15 protein-coding genes and 1 tRNA gene are annotated in these 16136 nt (G+C 71.3%); 7 read left to right on the forward strand and 9 right to left on the reverse strand.

What is annotated here, in order from left to right; all coding sequences use genetic code 11:
- The first annotated feature begins 15 nt into the window (after nt 1-15).
- Together FJQ56_RS06295 and FJQ56_RS06300 are read left to right on the forward strand one after the other, a co-directional pair.
- Nucleotides 16-789 (forward strand): dioxygenase family protein, encoded by a 774-nt coding sequence (locus FJQ56_RS06295; RefSeq protein ID WP_246084010.1) that lies wholly within the window; start codon nt 16-18, stop codon nt 787-789.
- A 37-nt stretch (nt 790-826) separates the two neighbouring features.
- On the forward strand, nt 827-1285 hold the full coding sequence (locus FJQ56_RS06300) for a hypothetical protein (protein WP_140008289.1): 459 nt from the start codon (nt 827-829) through the stop codon (nt 1283-1285).
- Nucleotides 1286-1295: 10 nt separating this feature from the next.
- Here the strand turns inward: FJQ56_RS06300 and FJQ56_RS06305 are convergent, their stop codons facing one another.
- Entirely contained in the window at nt 1296-1583 is a 288-nt protein-coding gene (locus FJQ56_RS06305; RefSeq protein WP_140008290.1) for a MerR family transcriptional regulator, read from the reverse strand.
- A 109-nt stretch (nt 1584-1692) separates the two neighbouring features.
- On the opposite strand from FJQ56_RS06305, the gene FJQ56_RS06310 reads away from it, so the two are divergent.
- On the forward strand, nt 1693-2130 hold the full coding sequence (locus FJQ56_RS06310) for an Hsp20/alpha crystallin family protein (RefSeq protein WP_140008291.1): 438 nt from the start codon (nt 1693-1695) through the stop codon (nt 2128-2130).
- Nucleotides 2131-2205: 75 nt separating this feature from the next.
- On the opposite strand, the gene FJQ56_RS06315 is transcribed toward FJQ56_RS06310, so the two are convergent.
- Genes FJQ56_RS06315 through FJQ56_RS06325 form a run of 3 tightly spaced genes read right to left on the reverse strand, consistent with a single transcriptional unit; the run spans nt 2206 to nt 6420 of the window.
- A complete protein-coding gene (locus FJQ56_RS06315; RefSeq protein WP_246084011.1) occupies nt 2206-3171 on the reverse strand; it encodes an aldo/keto reductase in 966 nt (321 codons plus the stop codon).
- A 40-nt stretch (nt 3172-3211) separates the two neighbouring features.
- Nucleotides 3212-4777 carry a succinic semialdehyde dehydrogenase gene (locus FJQ56_RS06320; protein WP_246084012.1) on the reverse strand — a complete coding sequence of 522 codons (1566 nt, stop codon included), beginning with the start codon at nt 4775-4777 and terminating at the stop codon, nt 3212-3214.
- Between the two features lie 2 nt (nt 4778-4779).
- Nucleotides 4780-6420, reverse strand: a complete 1641-nt coding sequence (locus FJQ56_RS06325) for a GMC family oxidoreductase (RefSeq protein WP_140008293.1) — start codon at nt 6418-6420, stop codon at nt 4780-4782.
- A 224-nt stretch (nt 6421-6644) separates the two neighbouring features.
- Here FJQ56_RS06325 and pdxY point away from each other — a divergent pair, with 224 nt between their 5' ends.
- Nucleotides 6645-7496 (forward strand): pyridoxal kinase PdxY, encoded by an 852-nt coding sequence (gene pdxY / locus FJQ56_RS06330; protein WP_140008294.1) that lies wholly within the window; start codon nt 6645-6647, stop codon nt 7494-7496.
- 39 nt (nt 7497-7535) lie between these two features.
- Here the strand turns inward: pdxY and FJQ56_RS06335 are convergent.
- Nucleotides 7536-7608, reverse strand: a tRNA-Thr gene (locus tag FJQ56_RS06335).
- Between the two features lie 144 nt (nt 7609-7752).
- On the opposite strand from FJQ56_RS06335, the gene soxR reads away from it, so the two are divergent.
- Entirely contained in the window at nt 7753-8181 is a 429-nt protein-coding gene (soxR, locus tag FJQ56_RS06340; protein ID WP_140008295.1) for a redox-sensitive transcriptional activator SoxR, read from the forward strand.
- Nucleotides 8182-8221: 40 nt separating this feature from the next.
- Nucleotides 8222-9430: a DUF4032 domain-containing protein gene (locus FJQ56_RS06345; protein ID WP_140008296.1), complete on the forward strand. Its 1209-nt coding sequence runs from the start codon at nt 8222-8224 to the stop codon at nt 9428-9430.
- Nucleotides 9431-10068: 638 nt separating this feature from the next.
- Here FJQ56_RS06345 and rlmB read toward each other — a convergent pair.
- Nucleotides 10069-11025: a 23S rRNA (guanosine(2251)-2'-O)-methyltransferase RlmB gene (gene rlmB, locus FJQ56_RS06350; protein WP_140008297.1), complete on the reverse strand. Its 957-nt coding sequence runs from the start codon at nt 11023-11025 to the stop codon at nt 10069-10071.
- Nucleotides 11025-12416, reverse strand: coding sequence for a cysteine--tRNA ligase (cysS, locus tag FJQ56_RS06355; protein ID WP_140008298.1), 1392 nt, complete (start codon nt 12414-12416; stop codon nt 11025-11027). Before cysS ends, rlmB begins: the two co-directional genes overlap by 1 nt.
- A gap of 138 nt (nt 12417-12554) precedes the next feature.
- Between cysS and FJQ56_RS06360 the strand changes: the two genes are divergently transcribed.
- Nucleotides 12555-13745 carry a C39 family peptidase gene (locus FJQ56_RS06360; RefSeq protein ID WP_246084013.1) on the forward strand — a complete coding sequence of 397 codons (1191 nt, stop codon included), beginning with the start codon at nt 12555-12557 and terminating at the stop codon, nt 13743-13745.
- A 122-nt stretch (nt 13746-13867) separates the two neighbouring features.
- Here FJQ56_RS06360 and FJQ56_RS06365 read toward each other — a convergent pair whose 3' ends face one another.
- Nucleotides 13868-14608: an SDR family NAD(P)-dependent oxidoreductase gene (locus FJQ56_RS06365; protein ID WP_140008300.1), complete on the reverse strand. Its 741-nt coding sequence runs from the start codon at nt 14606-14608 to the stop codon at nt 13868-13870.
- Nucleotides 14605-16125, reverse strand: a complete 1521-nt coding sequence (locus tag FJQ56_RS06370) for a molybdopterin-dependent oxidoreductase (RefSeq protein WP_140008301.1) — start codon at nt 16123-16125, stop codon at nt 14605-14607. The genes FJQ56_RS06365 and FJQ56_RS06370 overlap by 4 nt, the downstream gene beginning before the upstream one ends.
- Between the last annotated feature and the right edge of the window lie 11 nt (nt 16126-16136).

Here is a 16136-nt window from a genome sequence, read left to right on the forward strand (position 1 = left end):
AACTATTCTGTCCTCGTGATCGACCGCATGCCCGCCCTCTACCTCGGCCACGGCGCCCCGCCCCTCCTCGACGACCCGCTGTGGTCGGGTCAGCTGGCCGCGTGGGCGCGAGACCTGCCCCGCCCGAAGGCGATCCTCATCGTCAGCGCCCACTGGGAGTCCGCACCGATCTCGCTGAGCGCGAGCCGGGCCCCCCTCGTCTACGACTTCGGCGGGTTCGAGGCGAAGTACTACTCGATGACCTACGAGACCCCCGACTCCTCCTGGCTGGCCGAGCGGATCGCCGCCACGATGCCGTCGACCGAGCCGGTCCACCAGCACCACGCGCGCGGGCTCGACCACGGCGCCTGGGTGCCGCTCACGATCATGTACCCCGAGGGCGACGTACCCGTGGTCCAGATGTCGCTGCCGACCCACGATCCCGTGCGGTTGATGGCGATCGGGGCACGACTGCGCGGCCTGCGCGACGAGGGCGTGCTGATCATCGGATCCGGCTTCCTGACCCACGGCCTGCCGTTCCTCGAGGACTTCCGGCTCGACGCCGCCGCTCCCGGCTGGTCGAGCGACTTCGACGCCTGGGCCGCCGACGCCATGGCCCGCGGCGACGTCGACGCGCTCGCCGACTTCCGCCACCGGGCCCCGGGCATGCCCTACGCCCACCCGACCGTCGAGCACTACTCGCCGTTGTTCGTGACCCTGGGTGCGGCCACCGACCCGAGCGCTCCCGGGGAGCAGGTCATCGACGGGTTCTGGATGGGGCTGTCGAAGCGGTCGCTGCAGGTCGCCTGACCCGGCGACCGGTCGCCCGGCGTACCCTCACCACGCCATGGACGACACCCGCCACCACCGTCTGTACGGCGTCGTCGGCCTGCTCGTCATGGTCGCGATCGCGGTGACGATCGTGGTGGTCGCCGTGCAGCGGTCGGGCCCGGCACCGGCGGAGTTCGAGTCCGACGCCGTCAGCGAGCAGCTGCGCGCCGCGACGGTCGAGCTCATCGGCTACCCGCCCGACGGCGAGCAGAGCCTCGCCGACGCGCTCACCTTCGCGCGCCGCTCGGTCGACGACATGGCCGCGCTCGACGACGCCGCGTTCCTCGAGACCTACGAGCGCAACGCCTCGGCGCAGGCCGAGCTCGTCGGGCGCTGGCTCGGCCTGGCCTCGCGCGAGCTGGGCGGCGACGACCTCGGCGAGGTCAGCCGTACGACGCTCGACCTGGTCGGGCGCACCCCCGAGGGGCTGCGCGACGTCCTGCAGGACGCCCTCGACGACGCGTCCGACGGCTGAGCCTCGCACCTCACCCGCGCTTGCGCAGGCGACGGACCTGCTCGCGCAGCCGATCGTTGTCGGCCTCCAGGCGCAGCACCTCGGCGATGCCGGCCAGGTTGAGGCCCTGCTCGAGCAGGTCACGGATCCGGTGCAGCCGCTCGATGTCGGCCGGACGGTAGAGGCGAGACCCGCCCGGCGTGCGGTCGGGGTCGACCAGCCCCCGGCGCTCGTAGACGCGGAGGTTCTGGATCTCCATCGAGACCATCCGGGCGGCCACCGAGATGGCGTAGACGCCGGGGTCGTGGCGTTCGGTCACCAGGTGATCGTAGCGGCACGGATTTGTTGACACGAGCGAATCAGTCGATCTATAACAGGTGATGCAGGTTCTTCCCTGCCAATCCCGACAATCCGATGAGGAGGACACCATGCTGCTCCGCACCACCGACCCGTTCCGCGACCTCGACCGCCTGGCCCAGCAGTTCTTCAACGGGTCCCCGGGCACGACCAACCGGCCCGTGACGATGGCCATGGACGCCTGGCGCGAGGGCGACACGTTCGTCCTCGAGCTCGACCTGCCGGGCGTCTCGCCCGAGTCCATCGACCTCGACGTCGAGCGCAACGTGCTGACCATCCGTGCCGAGCGTCTGGGCCGCAACGGCGACTGGGAGATGCTGGCGGCCGAGCGGCCCCGCGGCGCCTTCAGCCGCCAGCTGGTCCTGGGCGACAACCTCGACCTCGAGCACATCGACGCCGGCTACGACGCGGGCGTGCTGCGCCTGACGATCCCGGTCGCCGAGCGGGCCAAGCCGCGCAAGATCCAGGTCGCCACCTCCGGGCCGCAGACCGCGGCGATCAGCGCCTGACCCCCCACCTCTGACGGTCACGGGCCGAGTCGACCTCACGCAGGCCGACCGGCCCGTCGCCGTAGGGTCGCCGGCTCAGTCGCCGGCGGTGATCTCGTCGAGCTCGACGAGATCGGCCTCGGTGGGCTCCCAGCGCAGGGCCGCGGCGTTGCGTCGCACCTGGTCGCCCGAGGTCGCGCCGGCGATGACCGACGACACTGCCGGCTGCGCGGCGAGCCCGGCGATCGCGACGTCGATCGGCTCGAGGTCGCGCGCGGCGGCGTACGCCTCGAGGGCCTCGATCCGGTCCCAGTCGGCGCTCTCGAGCCACGGGGCGGGCCCGCTGCTCGCCCGCGAGCCGTCGGGTGCCGCCTGGCCCCGGCGGTACTTGCCGGTCAGCAGGCCGTACTCGAGCGGGAAGAACGGCAGGACGCCGAGCCCGTACTGCTCGCAGGCCGGCACCACCTCGTCCTCGAGGCCGCGGTCGAGCAGCGAGTAGCGGTTCTGCACGCTGACGAACCGCTCGAGGCCCGCGCTGCGCGAGGTCCACTCGGCGTCGGCGACCTGCCAGCCGGAGAAGTTGGACGAGCCGAGGTAGAGGACCTTGCCCTCCCGGACCAGGTCGGTCAGCACCGACAGCGTCTCCTCGATCGGCGTCACGTCGTCGGGCCGGTGCAGCTGGTAGAGGTCGATGTGGTCGGTGCGGAGCCGGCGCAGGCTCGCCTCGACCGCGCGCCGGACGTAGTGGCGCGAGGCCCGTACGCCGCGGTCGGCCCCGTTGGCGCCGTTCATGTCCATGCCGAACTTCGTGGCCAGCACGAACTCGTCACGTCGACCCTGCAGCGCCTCGCCGAGCAGCTCCTCGCTGCCGCCACTGGGATCGCCGTAGATGTCGGCGGTGTCGAGCAGCGTCACGCCGACGTCGGAGGCGGCGTCGAGGATGTCGCGCACGCCGTCGAGGTCGACCCGTCGGCTGAAGGCGTTGCAGCCGATGCCGACCGCGCTCACCATCAGGCCGCTGTCGCCGAGGGGCCGGTAGTCCATGTCTGCGTCGTTCGTCATGACCTCGACGCTAGCCCGTCACGCCTCGGGCGACGCGTGGTCAGCGCAGGCGCGTCCTGCGCATCATCGACAGCCCGGACAGCATCCCCTTGACGTAGTCGTCGTAGTTCTGGCCCGGGCGCGCGCCCATGACCTGCTTCTTGAGCACCGCGAGGTTCTGCACGTCGGTGTACTTGGTCAGGCCCTGGTCGCCGTGGCGGGCACCGACGCCGGACTGCTTGACCCCGCCGGACGGGGTGCCCTTGGAGGCGAACGCCGTGGCCAGGATGTCGTTGACGTTGACGTTGCCGGACTGGATCCGGCGGGCGACGGCTGACGCGGCCTCGACGTCGCCACCCCACACGGAGGCGTTGAGGCCGTAGTCGGTGTCGTTGGCCAGGGCGACGGCCTCGTCGACGGTGCGGTAGCGGTGCAGGGCCACCACCGGCCCGAAGGTCTCGCACGAGCCGGTGAGCATGTCCTGGGTGACGCCCTCGAGGATCGTCGGCTCGTAGAACGCCGGGCCGAGGTCGGGGCGCGGCCGGCCGCCCGCGAGCACGGTGGCGCCCTTGGCGACGGCGTCGTCGACGTGCGACTGCACGCGCTCCTTGTGGTCGGGCGAGACGAGGGAGCCCATCTCGGGGCCGAAGTCGTAGGAGGCGCGTACGTCGAGCCCCTTGGCCCGGGCCACGAACTTGTCGCGAAACTCGGCGTACCGGCTCTCCGGGAGGTAGATCCGCTCGATGTGCATGCAGATCTGACCGGTGTTGCCGAAGACGCCGAAGACCGCGCCCTCGACGACGTCGTCCATGTCGGCGTCGTCGAGCACGATCATCGGGTTCTTGCCGCCGAGCTCGAGGCAGGCGCCGATGAGGTTGCGCCCGGCGCGCTCGCCGATGACGCGACCCGTGGCGGTGGAGCCGGTGAACATGACGTAGTTGGCGTGGTCGATGAGCGTCGGACCGACGTCGGGGCCCTCGCCGCAGACGACCTGGAACAGGCCCTTCGGCAGGCCGGCGTCCTCGAGCATCTGGATGCCCCACAGCGGCGAGAGCGCCGTCTTGTTGTCGGGCTTGAGCACGACGCCGTTGCCGGCGATCAGGGCGGTGACGGCGTCGGAGATGCCGGTGGCGAAGGGGAAGTTCCACGGCGCGATGACACCGACGACGCCCTTGGGCTGGCGGATCGCGGTCGACCTGGTCAGGAACGGGACCGGCCCGCCCTTGGTGACCGGCGCCAGCAGCCGAGGCGCGTGCTTGATGTAGTGGCTCATCACCATCGGCGGGTCGCAGGTCTCCTCGATCGCCATCCGCCGGTTCTTGCCGCTCTCGACCTGGATCAGGTCGGCGGTCCTGTGGGCGTTCTCGACGAAGAGCGCGTGCGCCCTCTTGAAGACCTTGAGCCGCTTGGCCAGCGGCCACTGCGACCACTCCGCCTGCGCCACCCGGGCGGCCGCGAACGCCCGCTCGATGTCGGCCGGCGTCGACTGCGGGAGCTCGACCAGGACCTCGCCGGTGTAGACCTCGGTGAGCTTCCAGGTTCCACCGGCGGTCGACGGAACCCGCTCGACGAGCTGCTGGAGGAACGCGTCGGTGACCGACGCCGGACGCTGCAGGTCCTGGCTCATGCTCATCCCCTCCCGAGGATCAGGTCGGCGCCGCGCTCGCCGATCATGATCGCGGGCGCGTTGGTGTTGCCGCCGGTGATCGACGGCATGATCGAGGCGTCGGCGACCCGGAGGCCCTCGACGCCGCGGACCTTGAGGTCCGGGGTGACGACGGACAGCTCGTCGACGCCCATCCGGCAGGTGCCGACCCCGTGGTAGACCGAGGTCGCCCGGTTGAGGATCGCGTCGCGCAGCTCCTGGCCCTGGAGGTCGGTGCCCGGGTGGATCTCCTCCTTGACCGCGCCCTTGAACGCCGAGCCCGCCATGATCTGGCGGACCATCTCGGACCCCTCGCCGAGGACCTCGAGGTCCGACGGGTCGGCGAGGTACTGGAAGTCGATCAGCGGAGAGGCGGTCGGGTCGGCCGACGCGAGCCGCAGCGTGCCGCGGCTCTTGGGATAGATCAGCGTCGCGAGCACGGTCAGCGACGTACGGGGGTCGACGTCGTGGCGGATCGGCTCGTCCTGGTTGGGCGAGACGTAGGACCACGGCAGCAGGTGCAGCTGGAGGTCGGGCACGTCCTTGGCCTGCGAGGTCTTGAGGAAGGCGAGCACCTCGAAGACCGAGTTGGCCAGGAACGTCGTACCGGGGCGCAGGACCTCCTTGGCGATCCCCTTGGCGAAGTAGGGCGCGGTGCCGCGGTTCTTGCTCGACGTCGCGTGGAAGGTCAGCGCGTGGAACATGTGGTCGTGCAGGTTGTCGCCCACGGGGAGGTCGGCGACGACCTGGATGCCGTGGTCCTTGAGGTGCTGGGCGTGACCGATGCCCGAGAGCATCAGGATCTGCGCGGAGCCGACGAACCCGGCCGAGAGGATGACCTCCTTGCCGGCCCGGATGGTGCGCTTGGCGCCGCCGCCCTTCTTGCTGACGTCGGTGACCTCGACGCCGGTCGCGCGGCCGTTCTTTACCACGACCCGGGTGACCAGCACCTCGCTCTGCAGCTGCAGCGTGCGCGGGGCCAGGTTGTGGATGTAGCCGCGCGAGGCGGAGTAGCGCAGGCCGTCAGCGGCGTTCTGCTGCATCCGACTGACGCCCTCCTGGGACGCGCCGTTGTAGTCGTCGAGGATCTCGCAGCCGGTCGCGTCGGACGTCGCCTGCAGGAACTGCAGCGCGCCCTCCTGCGGGAACTTGTTGCGGGTGATCCGGATCGGACCGCCGGTGCCGCGGAAGGCGTTCTCGCCGTCCTCGAAGTCCTCCATCCTCTTGTACGCCGCATTGACGGTGTCGGCGTCCCAGCCGACGTTGCCCTCGGCGGCCCAGGAGTCGAAGTTGGCGCGGTTGCCACGCACGTAGACCATGCCGTTGATCGAGCTCGACCCGCCGACGACCTTGCCTCGCGGCACCGGCATCTTGCGGTCGAGGAGGTGCTTCTGCGGCGTCGAGTAGTAGCCCCAGTCGACGGTCCTCTTGATCTCGGGCACCGAGTGCATCGGCCCGATCATCCCGGGCTTCCGGGTCAGGAACTTCTCGTCGGTCTTGCCGGCCTCGAGCACGATCACGCTCGCGCCGGACTCCGCGAGGCGGCCGGCGATCGCGGCTCCCGAGCTCCCGGAGCCGACCACCACGTAGTCGGCCTCGTTCTGGTACTCCGGCTTCTTCGCCATGCCTGACCCGCCCGTTCCTGCTCGTCGACTGGTTCTGGGTGTGGCCCACCACACATCGGCGAAACTGTAACGCGTTCTAGTTCGTCCGAGCCAGCGTTTCGACGAGCTCGCTCGTCGAGACGCTGACCAGCGAGGAGGTCGAGGGGGCCGGTACGGCGCGAGCTTGCTCGCGCCGTACGGCCCGTCTCGAGACCCACGGGTTCACCTGAGCCAGAATCACCCTCGTGAAGATCCTGTCGATCCAGTCCTCGGTCGCCTACGGCCATGTCGGCAACTCCGCCGCGGTCTTCCCGCTGCAGCGCCTCGGGCACGAGGTCTGGCCGGTCCTCACGGTCCACTTCTCCAACCACACCGGGTACGGCGCGTGGCGCGGCCCGCTGCTCGACCCCGCCGACGTGCGCGAGGTCATCGCCGGCATCGACGACCGCGGCGTCCTCGGCACCGCCGACGCGGTGCTGTCGGGCTACCAGGGCGACCCGGCCGTCGGCAGGGTCGTCCTGGACGCCGTCGCCCGCGTCAAGGAGCTCAACCCGGCCGCGGTCTACTGCTGCGACCCCGTGATGGGCGACGTGGGCCGCGGGATGTTCGTCAAGCCGGGCATCCCGGCGTACCTGCGCGACGAGGTGGTGCCGCGCGCCGACATCGTGACGCCCAACCACTTCGAGCTCGACTTCCTGGCCGGCCGCTCGACCACCACCCTGACCGAGGTGCTCGACGCCGTCGAGGTGGTCCGCGCCACCGGCCCCCGCGACGTGCTGGTCACCTCGGTCCTGCACGCCGACTCGGCACCCGACACCCTCGACGTCGTCGCCGTCTCCGATGCCGGCGCCTGGGTCGTCACGACCCCCCTGCTGCCGATCGCGCCCAACGGCTGCGGCGACGTGACGGCCGCGCTCTACCTGGCCCACCTGACCAGCACCGGCTCCCCCGCCCGCGCACTCGAGCTCACCACCTCGTCGGTCTACTCGGTCCTCGAGGCGACCCTCACCGCCGGCACCCGCGAGATCCAGCTCATCGCCGCCCAGGACGCGATCGCGGCACCGCCGGCGCGGTTCGAGGCGCGCCAGCTGCGCTGAGTCGCCGGCGGAGCCGGGCGTTCAAGGATTGCCCCTCGGAGCCGGTGACAGGAGTCGAACCCGCGACATCGTCTTTACAAGAGACGCGCTCTACCAACTGAGCTACACCGGCATGCAGCGCCCACATCCTAGGGCCCGTCGGCCCAGGTGGCCGTCGACGGCCAGCACGCTCCCGCCGATCACCCGCGCATCCCTCGAGGCGAGGCGCACGATCGCCATACGCAACCTCGATGACGCTTGAAGTTAGGCTGGCGTCATGACGTTGACGATCGGTCAGCTGGCCGAGCGGTCGGGGGTGGCCCCCAGTGCACTGCGCTTCTACGAGGACCGCGGGCTCATCAGCTCCGAGCGCACGATCGGCAACCAGCGTCGCTACCCCGCCTCGACGCTGCGACGGGTGGCGTTCGTGCGCACCGCCCAACGCGTCGGCCTCAGCCTCGGCGAGATCCGCGAGGCCCTGGCCGACCTGCCCGACGGGCGTACGCCGACCAAGGCCGACTGGCACCGGATCAGCAACGCCTGGCGACCCCGGCTCGACGAGCAGATCCGGCGGATCGAGCTGCTGCGCGACAAGCTCGACAGCTGCATCGGCTGCGGCTGCCTGAGCCTGCGGTCGTGCTACCTCACCAACCCCGACGACGAGATGGCCGAGCGCGGCCCCGGCGCGGTCCTGCTCGAGCCCTGACCACCGCCCACCGCCGGCACGACAGGGCTACGGTGCAGGTATGGCGCTGCACATCGTGGCCAACCGGCCCGACCCCGCGCTGCTCACCCTGCCGTGGGCGACGTGCCTGGAGGACTGGACCGACGACCACGTCGTCCCCCTCCCCCGCGGCCTGTCGCGCCACGTCGTCCGGATCGTGCGCCTGCGCGACCGCACCTACGCCGTCAAGGAGACGGTGGAGGAGATCGCGTTCCGCGAGTACCGGCTGCTGCGCGACCTGCAGCGCCTCGGTCTGCCGGCCGTCGTCCCCCAAGGCGTGGTGACCGGACGCGTCGACGAGCAGGGCGAGGACCTGCCGAGCGCCCTGCTCACCGAGCACCTGCGGTTCTCGCTCCCCTACCGCAGCCTCTTCGCCCACGGCATGAACGCCGACAACCTCCCGGCCCTGGTCGACGCGCTCGTGGTGCTGCTGGTCCGCCTCCACCTGGCCGGCTTCTACTGGGGCGACGTCTCGCTGAGCAACGTGCTCTTCCGGCGCAACGCGGGCGGGTTCGCCGCCTATCTCGTCGACGCCGAGACCGGTGAGCTGCGTCCGCAGCTCTCCGCCGGGATGCGCCAGCACGACGTGACGATCGCGACCGAGAACGTCTTCGCCGAGCTGCTCGACCTGCAGGCCAGCGAGGCCATCGACACCCAGGTCGGCGCCCACGAGATCGTCGAGCTCCTCGCCGACCGGTACGCCGCCCTGTGGGACGAGCTGACCGGCGTCGAGGAGTTCGGGCTCGACGAGATGTGGCGCATCGAGCAGCGCATCGAGCGCCTCAACGACCTCGGCTTCGACGTCGAGGAGCTCGACATCGTCACCGACATCGGCGGCGACTGGGTGCGCATCCAGCCCAGGGCCGTCGAGCTCGGCCACCACTGCCGCGAGCTGCAGGCGCTGACGGGCCTCAACGTCGAGGACGGCCAGGCGCGCCGGCTCCTCAACGACCTCGCCTCGTTCACCGCCCACGGCGACCTCGGTGGCGAGGACCGGTCGCTGGTCGCCCACCGCTGGCTGACCGAGATCTACGAGCCGATCACCGCGATGGTCCCGCCCGAGGCCCGCGGCAAGCTCGAGGCCGCCGAGGTGTTCCACGAGGTGCTCGTGCACCGGTGGTACCTCTCCGAGCGCGCCGGGCACGAGGTCCCCATCCACGACGCCGCGCGCGACTACGTCGACACGGTGCTGATGCAGAGACCCGACCCCGAGACCGAGACCGAGGCCTGAGCCTCGGGGCGTGCGGCGTCCTGCGGCCCTCGACGTCGTCTGGTGGCAGGTCTTCGGGGTGTGCGGGTCGGCGCCGCTACGGACCGGGCGGTGAGCTGGCGACCGTTCCGCGTCGGGGTTCGGTCGCTATGCCACCGCCCTCAAATCGGGCGGTGAGCTGGCGACCGTTTCGTGTCCGGGTTCGGTCGCTGCGGCACCGCCGGCCTGGCCGCCTGGATCGGGCGGTGGGTGAGCCACCGTTGTGGTGCCTCGGATGGGTCGGTTCGGTGGCTGACGCACCGCTGGCCTGGCCGGTGCGTGGACCGGAGAGATTCCCGTGAACCAGGTTCACGGGAATCTCTCCAGTCGCCAGATCGCCGGCTGTCGGGGTGTCCGCGCTGGACGAGGGCGCGGCGCAGCCCGCCCTTGTCTGCGCCGTCACCATTCCGGGAGAGGCTCGCGGTCAAGGACGGCCGAAGGCCGCCGCGAAGCGGCGCGAGCGCAGCGAGCGTCCTGGACGGCGAGACCCGGAATGGTAGGCGCGCGGACACCCCGACCCCGTGAGACCTGCAGTGAAAGGGCCCCGATCCGACGGATCCTCGATCGAGGCGAAGCCTCCAGGCTGCATAGGTCCCGAGGCCGAGGCCGAGGCCGTGGGCCTAGGCCCGGGCCTCGTTGACGGCGTACAGCACCACGGAGGCGGCCACGCCGGCGTTGAGCGACTCGAGGGTGTTGGCCATCGGGATCGAGACCAGGTGGTCGCAGGTCTCGGCGACCAGGCGGCCCAGGCCGTCGCCCTCGGCGCCGACCACGATCACCAGTGGGCCGCGGACCAGCTCGCGGTCGGCGACCAGCTCGGGCAGGGAGAGGTCGCCGTCGGCGGCCAGGCCGATCACCTGGCAGCCTTCCTGCTCCTGGAACGACTTCAGCTGGCGGACCAGGTTGACGGTCTGCGCCACGGGCAGCCGTGCGGCGGCGCCGGCGCTGGTCTTCCACGCCGAGGCAGTCATGCCGGCCGCCCGCCGCTCGGGGATCACGACGCCGTGGGCGCCGAACCCGGCGGCGCTGCGGATGATCGCGCCGAGGTTGCGCGGGTCGGTGATCGAGTCGAGCACGACGACCAGTGCCTTCTCACGGTTCTTGTCGGCGAGCTCGAACAGGTCGTCCGGGTCGGCGTACTCGTAGGGAGGGATGCGCGCGGCGAGGCCCTGGTGGACGGCGCGGTCGGTGAGCCGGTCGAGCTCGCCCTTGCTGACCTCGAGCAGGCTCAGGCCCTTGTCCTGGGCGATCTTGAAGGCCTCGCGCAGCCGACCGTCGCGCTCGGCGCCCTCGGCGACGTACAGGCCCGTGATCGGGATGCCCTCGCGCAGCGCCTCGAGGACGGAGTTGCGTCCGGCGATCCACTCGGCGTCGGTGCCCTTGCGGCGCGGCCCACCCTTGGACGCGGCGCGCTTCTTGGCCTGCACGGCCTTGTGAGCCTTGTGGTATTCGCGCTCGGTGGCCTTGGGCGTGGGCCCGCGGCCCTCGAGGCCGCGCTTGACGCGACCGCCCGAACCGGCGGTGGGCTTCTTGCTCGTCTTGCGGACCGAGCCCTTGCGTTGAGAGTTACCGGGCATTAGATGAGGCTCCATTTCGGGCCGGTGGGGGTGTCCTCCACCTCGATGCCGGCCGTCTTGATCTGGTCGCGGATGAGGTCCGCGCGGGCGAAGTCCTTGGCGGCGCGCGCCTCGGCGCGCTGCTCGAGCAGGCCGGCGACGAGGGCGTCGACGGCGGCGGTGAGGGCCGCGTCGTTGCTCGCTCCCCCGCCCCAGGCGGGGTCACGGGGGTCCAGGCCGAGCACCTGGAGCATGGCCAGCACGCTGGCCGCCTGCTCGGCGGCGTCGTGACCCTCGGCGAGCAGCCGGTTGCCCTCGCGGACGGTGTCGTAGACGACCGCGACGGCGGCGGGGGTACCGAGATCGTCGTCCATGGCGGCGGCGAACGCGTCGGGCACCTCGGACGCCGTCGGCTCGGGCACCCGCTCGAGGAAGGTCTCGATGCGCCGGAAGCCGACCGCCGCCTCGTCGAGCGCCTCGAAGGAGAACTCGACATGGGACCGGTAGTGGGCGCTGAGCATGTAGAAGCGCAGCTCGACGCCGCGCACGCGCTCGAGCACCTTGGGCACCTGCAGGGAGTTGCCGAGCGACTTGCTCATCTTCTCGCCGGCGGTGGTGATCCAGGCGTTGTGCATCCAGTACGAAGCGAAGTCCTGGCCGGCCGCACGGGACTGGGCCATCTCGTTCTCGTGGTGCGGGAAGCGCAGGTCGAGGCCGCCGCCGTGGATGTCGAACGCCCGGCCGAGGTACTTGCCGGCCATCGCCGAGCACTCGATGTGCCACCCGGGCCGACCCGGGCCGTACGGCGAGGGCCACGCCGCCGTCTCCGGCTCGTGCTCCTTCTTGAAGCCCTTCCACAGCGCGAAGTCGCGGGGGTCGCGCTTGCCACGGGGATCGGCGTCGCCGGCCGCCTCCATGTCGTCGACCTTCTGACCGGTGAGCTCGCCGTACGACGGCCACGAGCGCACGTCGAAGTAGACGTCACCCGAGCCGTCGTCGGCCGCGTAGGCGTGGCCCCGGGCGATCAGCGCCTGGATCAGCTCGAGCATCTCGGGCACGTGCCCGGTGGCCGACGGCTCGTAGGTCGGCGGCAGCACGTTGATGGCCGCCAGGGCCTCGGTGAGCCTGCCGTGCATCTCGTAGGCGAGGTTGAACCACGGCCGGCCCTGCTCGTCGGCCTTGGCGAGGATCTTGTCGTCGATGTCGGTGACGTTGCGGATGAACGTGACGGCGTAGCCCTGGTGGGTCAGCCACCGGCGCAGCACGTCGAAGTTGACCGCCGACCGCACGTGCCCGACGTGGGGCTCCGACTGCACCGTGAGACCACAGACGTAGATGCCCGCCTTCCCCTCCTCGAGGGGTCGGAAGTCGCGCACCTCGCGCGTCGCGGTGTCGTAGAGCCGGATGGTCACCGGCCGAGTCTATTGACTTGCGGGCCTGGTGGCCCATCCCGGCAGCGTGGGACGGATGGGACGAATGTGACCTATCGTCGTCCTGTGCGCCTTCCCCTCCTCCTCAGCGCGCTCGTCGCGTCCTGTTACGTTGCCACGGTGAGCCCTGGTACGCCGGACGCGAGCGCCGCGTCCGTGACCTCCGAGCGCCGCATCGCCTACCAGCAGTGGGACTCCACGACCCAGCTGAAGCGCGGTCGCACGTCCGGCGTCACGATCAGCAACGGTCGCGCGAGCTTCTCCTCCGGCACCACGCGCCTGACCGTCGGCTCCGTGCGCTACGACGCCGCGACCTGGGAATCGCCGTGGGAGACGCCGGGATTCGGGTTCACCCAGCTCATCGCGTCGTGGTCGGCCACGACCCCGGGCGACAGCTTCGTCGAGGTCCGCGTCCGCGGGCGCGACTCGGCCGGCAAGCTCTCGTCGTGGGACGTGATGGGCCGCTGGGCCGCCGGCGACGCCCACATCAAGCGCACCACCATCTCCGGTCAGGGCGACGACCTCGGCAAGGTCGACGTCGACACCTGGAAGACCGTGCGGGCCCTGAAGTCCTGGCAGGTCCGCGTCGTGCTCGCCCGCCGCGCCGGCACCACCGCGCGCCCCTCGCTCGACACCGTCGGCGCGGTCACCTCCGCCCTGCCGACCACGACCCCGAAGGTCTCCGAGCCCGGCTCGGGCGCCGGCATCGTGCTCGACGTCCCCCGCTACTCCCAGATGATCCACAAGGGCCACTACCCGCAGTGGGGCAACGGCGGCGAGGCCTGGTGCTCGCCGACCTCGACGTCGATGGTGCTGGCCTACTACCGCAGGCTGCCCAAGGCCTCGGCGTACGCCTGGGTGGGCTCGAAGCACACCGATCCCTGGGTCGACCACGCCGCCCGGATGACCTACGACCACGACTACGACGGCACCGGCAACTGGCCCTTCAACACCGCCTACGCCGCCCCGCTGGCCGGCAAGGCGTTCGTCACCCGCCTGCGCAGCCTGCGCGAGGCCGAGCGCTTCATCAAGGCCGGCATCCCCCTCGTCGCGTCGGTGACGTTCGGCAGGGGCGAGCTCGACGGCGCCCCGATCAGCTCGACCAACGGCCACCTGATGGTGATCGCGGGCTTCACCCGGTCCGGCGACGTCGTGGTCAACGACCCCGCCTCCTCCACGCGCAGCGGCGTACGCCGCACCTACGACCGGGCGCAGTTCGAGCGGGCGTGGCTGCCGACGTCGGGCGGACTGGTCTACGTCATCCGGGACGCCAAGCACCCGCTGCCTTCGGGCGGTCTGGGCAACTGGTGATGCGTTGGGAAATTCTCCGCTGAAGCGGTGAAACTCCCACCGGTTCGACGAAACTTCGTGATGGAGGTGGGAGTTTCACCACCGGGGCGGAGAATTTCCCACCGGTGCACCACAGCCCCCACCTACACCCCATAACCCCCGTCGACGTCCAGCTTCTGCCCACTGACGAACCCGGCGCGGTCCGAGGCCAGGAAGCAGACGGCCTCGGCGACGTCGACCGCCGAGCCGAACCGGCGCAGCGGGATGTGGGAGCGGGTGATCTCGAGGTCGGCGTCGGACAGGTCGCCGGAGCCGATGAGCCGTTCGGCCATGCCGTCGGTGAGCATCCCGGGGCCGACGGCGTTGACCCGCACCCCGAATCGGCCCTCCTCGGCGGCCAGCGCGCGCACCAGTGCCTCGACCGCGGCCTTGGGGCCCGACGACAGGCCGTCGCGCACGGGGTAGCGCGCGGTCGCGGCGGTGGTGATCGCGACGAGCGAGCCGCGCGCGGCCCGCAGGTGCGGGAGCGCGGCGTGGGCGACCGCGAAGAAGGCCGCGGCGTCGGCGGCGAGCTGCTCGGCCATCTGCGCGGGGCTGACCCGCGACAGGTGCACCATCGGCACGTGCGGGCCGGCCGCGTGCACGAGCGTGTGCAGCCCGCTGCCGTCGTGGGCGACCTGCGCGATCACGCCGGGCACGGAGTCGAGGTCGTCCAGGTCGAGCCGGTACGCCGCCTCGCGGCCGGGCGGCCGGCGTCGGTAGGTCACCGCGACACGGGCTCCCCGCGCGGCGAGCAGGTCGGCGACCGCGGCGCCCAGGCCGCCGTTGCCGCCCACCACGAGCGCGACGCCGGTGCGTGCGGCGAAGTCGTCGTCGTACGTCACGACGCCGTGAAGCTGACCGAGTGCCAGCCGGTCGCCCCGTCGGGCAGTACGTCGGCGCGCACGCTGGTCTGCACGTTGCCGTCGGCGTCGGTCGCGCGCACCGAGACCATGTGCTCGCCCTCCTCGAGGTCGAGGGTGACCTTCCACTGGACCCAGGTGTCGAGGTTGGCGGCGCGGCCGAGGGTGGCCGGGGTCCACGGGCCGCCGTCCACCTGGACGTCGACCGAGGAGATGCCGGTGTGCTGGATCCAGGCGGTGCCGGCCACGACGACCTCACCGGCCGAGACGTCGTCGCCGTCGGAGGGCACCTCGATCGTGGAGGCCATCTTGACCGGGCCGAGCTCGCCCCAGCCGCGCTGGGTCCAGTAGGCGTCGACCTTCTCGAACGTCGTCACCTCCATCTCGACGACCCACTTGGTGCCCGAGACGTAGCCGTAGAGGCCCGGGACGATCGTGCGGACGGGGTAGCCGTGGTCGCGCGGCAGCGGGTCGCCGTTCATCGCCACGGCGAGCATGGCCTGGCGGCCGTCCATGATCACGTCGAGCGGCGTCGCGCAGTCCCAGCCGTCGACGGAGGTCTGCAGGACCGCGTCGGCACCGGCCTGGGGGCCGGCCTCGGCGAGGATCGGGGCGAGCAGCACACCGCTCCACCAGGCGTTGCCGATGAGGTCGCCACCGACCTCGTTGGAGACGCAGTTGAGGGTGATCCAGGCCTCGACGCCCTCGCGGGCGATCAGGTCGTTGTAGGTCAGCACGATCTCGCGGTCGACCATGCCGTGGATGCGCAGCTCCCAGTCCTCGGCGAGCAGCACGGGCCGGGAGAACGCGGTGTCGATGAGGTAGAACTCGTCGGCCGGCGTCTCCCACGGCTGCACGCCGTCGATGTCGAGCTCGACCCCGGGCGGCACGACCGGCTTCGACACCGGCAGCCGCAGGCTCTGCTGCTCGGCCTTCTGCTTGCGCACGTCCTGCCCGAGGAACCGGCTGGCGACCGTGGCCGCCACGGCCGCGCCGGCCACGGCGGCGATCACCGCGAAGAGGTCGCGGCGCCGTCCGCGCCACACGACGCCGAAGACGTCCTGGTCGTCGAGCGACTGCAGCCGCGACAGCCGCCGGCCGATGGCGGCCATCGAGGCGACCATCACGACCAGGCCGAGCGCGACGGCGACCAGGTCGGTCGCCTTCGCGCCGTTGACGGCCAGCACCGCGGCGCCGCCGATCACCGCGACGACCAGGTAGACGCAGGCCGCAGCGGCGATCGTCCGGCGGCCGAGACGTCCGGCCAGCGCGAAGACGGCGGCCAGGATCAGCAGGATCACCGGGATGGTGATCTTCTTGCCGGAGTTCTTGCGGGCCCAGTTGACCAGGTCGGCCGGCGAGTGGTCGCGGACGACGTCGGCCACGGCGACCACGGCGCTCGTCTGGTCCCACCACGCGGTCAGCGCGTAGTTGACCGCGAGGCCGGTGAACCCGGCCAGCACGCCGGCGAACGACCACGCCGCCACGGACCTCTTCATGGCCACATCAT

The sequence above is a fragment of the Nocardioides plantarum genome, from assembly GCF_006346395.1.
Lineage (GTDB): Bacteria > Actinomycetota > Actinomycetes > Propionibacteriales > Nocardioidaceae > Nocardioides > Nocardioides plantarum.

Excerpts from the sequence above, each read along its gene's own strand:
- FJQ56_RS06345 (WP_140008296.1), top strand. The coding sequence starts at position 8,222 with ATGGCGCTGCACATCGTGGCCAACCGGCCCGACCCCGCGCTGCTCACC.
- rlmB (WP_140008297.1), bottom strand. The coding sequence starts at position 11,025 with ATGCCCGGTAACTCTCAACGCAAGGGCTCGGTCCGCAAGACGAGCAAG.
- FJQ56_RS06315 (WP_246084011.1), bottom strand. The coding sequence starts at position 3,171 with ATGACGAACGACGCAGACATGGACTACCGGCCCCTCGGCGACAGCGGC.
- FJQ56_RS06310 (WP_140008291.1), top strand. The coding sequence starts at position 1,693 with ATGCTGCTCCGCACCACCGACCCGTTCCGCGACCTCGACCGCCTGGCC.
- FJQ56_RS06370 (WP_140008301.1), bottom strand. The coding sequence starts at position 16,125 with ATGAAGAGGTCCGTGGCGGCGTGGTCGTTCGCCGGCGTGCTGGCCGGG.
- soxR (WP_140008295.1), top strand. The coding sequence starts at position 7,753 with ATGACGTTGACGATCGGTCAGCTGGCCGAGCGGTCGGGGGTGGCCCCC.
- FJQ56_RS06325 (WP_140008293.1), bottom strand. The coding sequence starts at position 6,420 with ATGGCGAAGAAGCCGGAGTACCAGAACGAGGCCGACTACGTGGTGGTC.
- FJQ56_RS06300 (WP_140008289.1), top strand. The coding sequence starts at position 827 with ATGGACGACACCCGCCACCACCGTCTGTACGGCGTCGTCGGCCTGCTC.
- FJQ56_RS06320 (WP_246084012.1), bottom strand. The coding sequence starts at position 4,777 with ATGAGCCAGGACCTGCAGCGTCCGGCGTCGGTCACCGACGCGTTCCTC.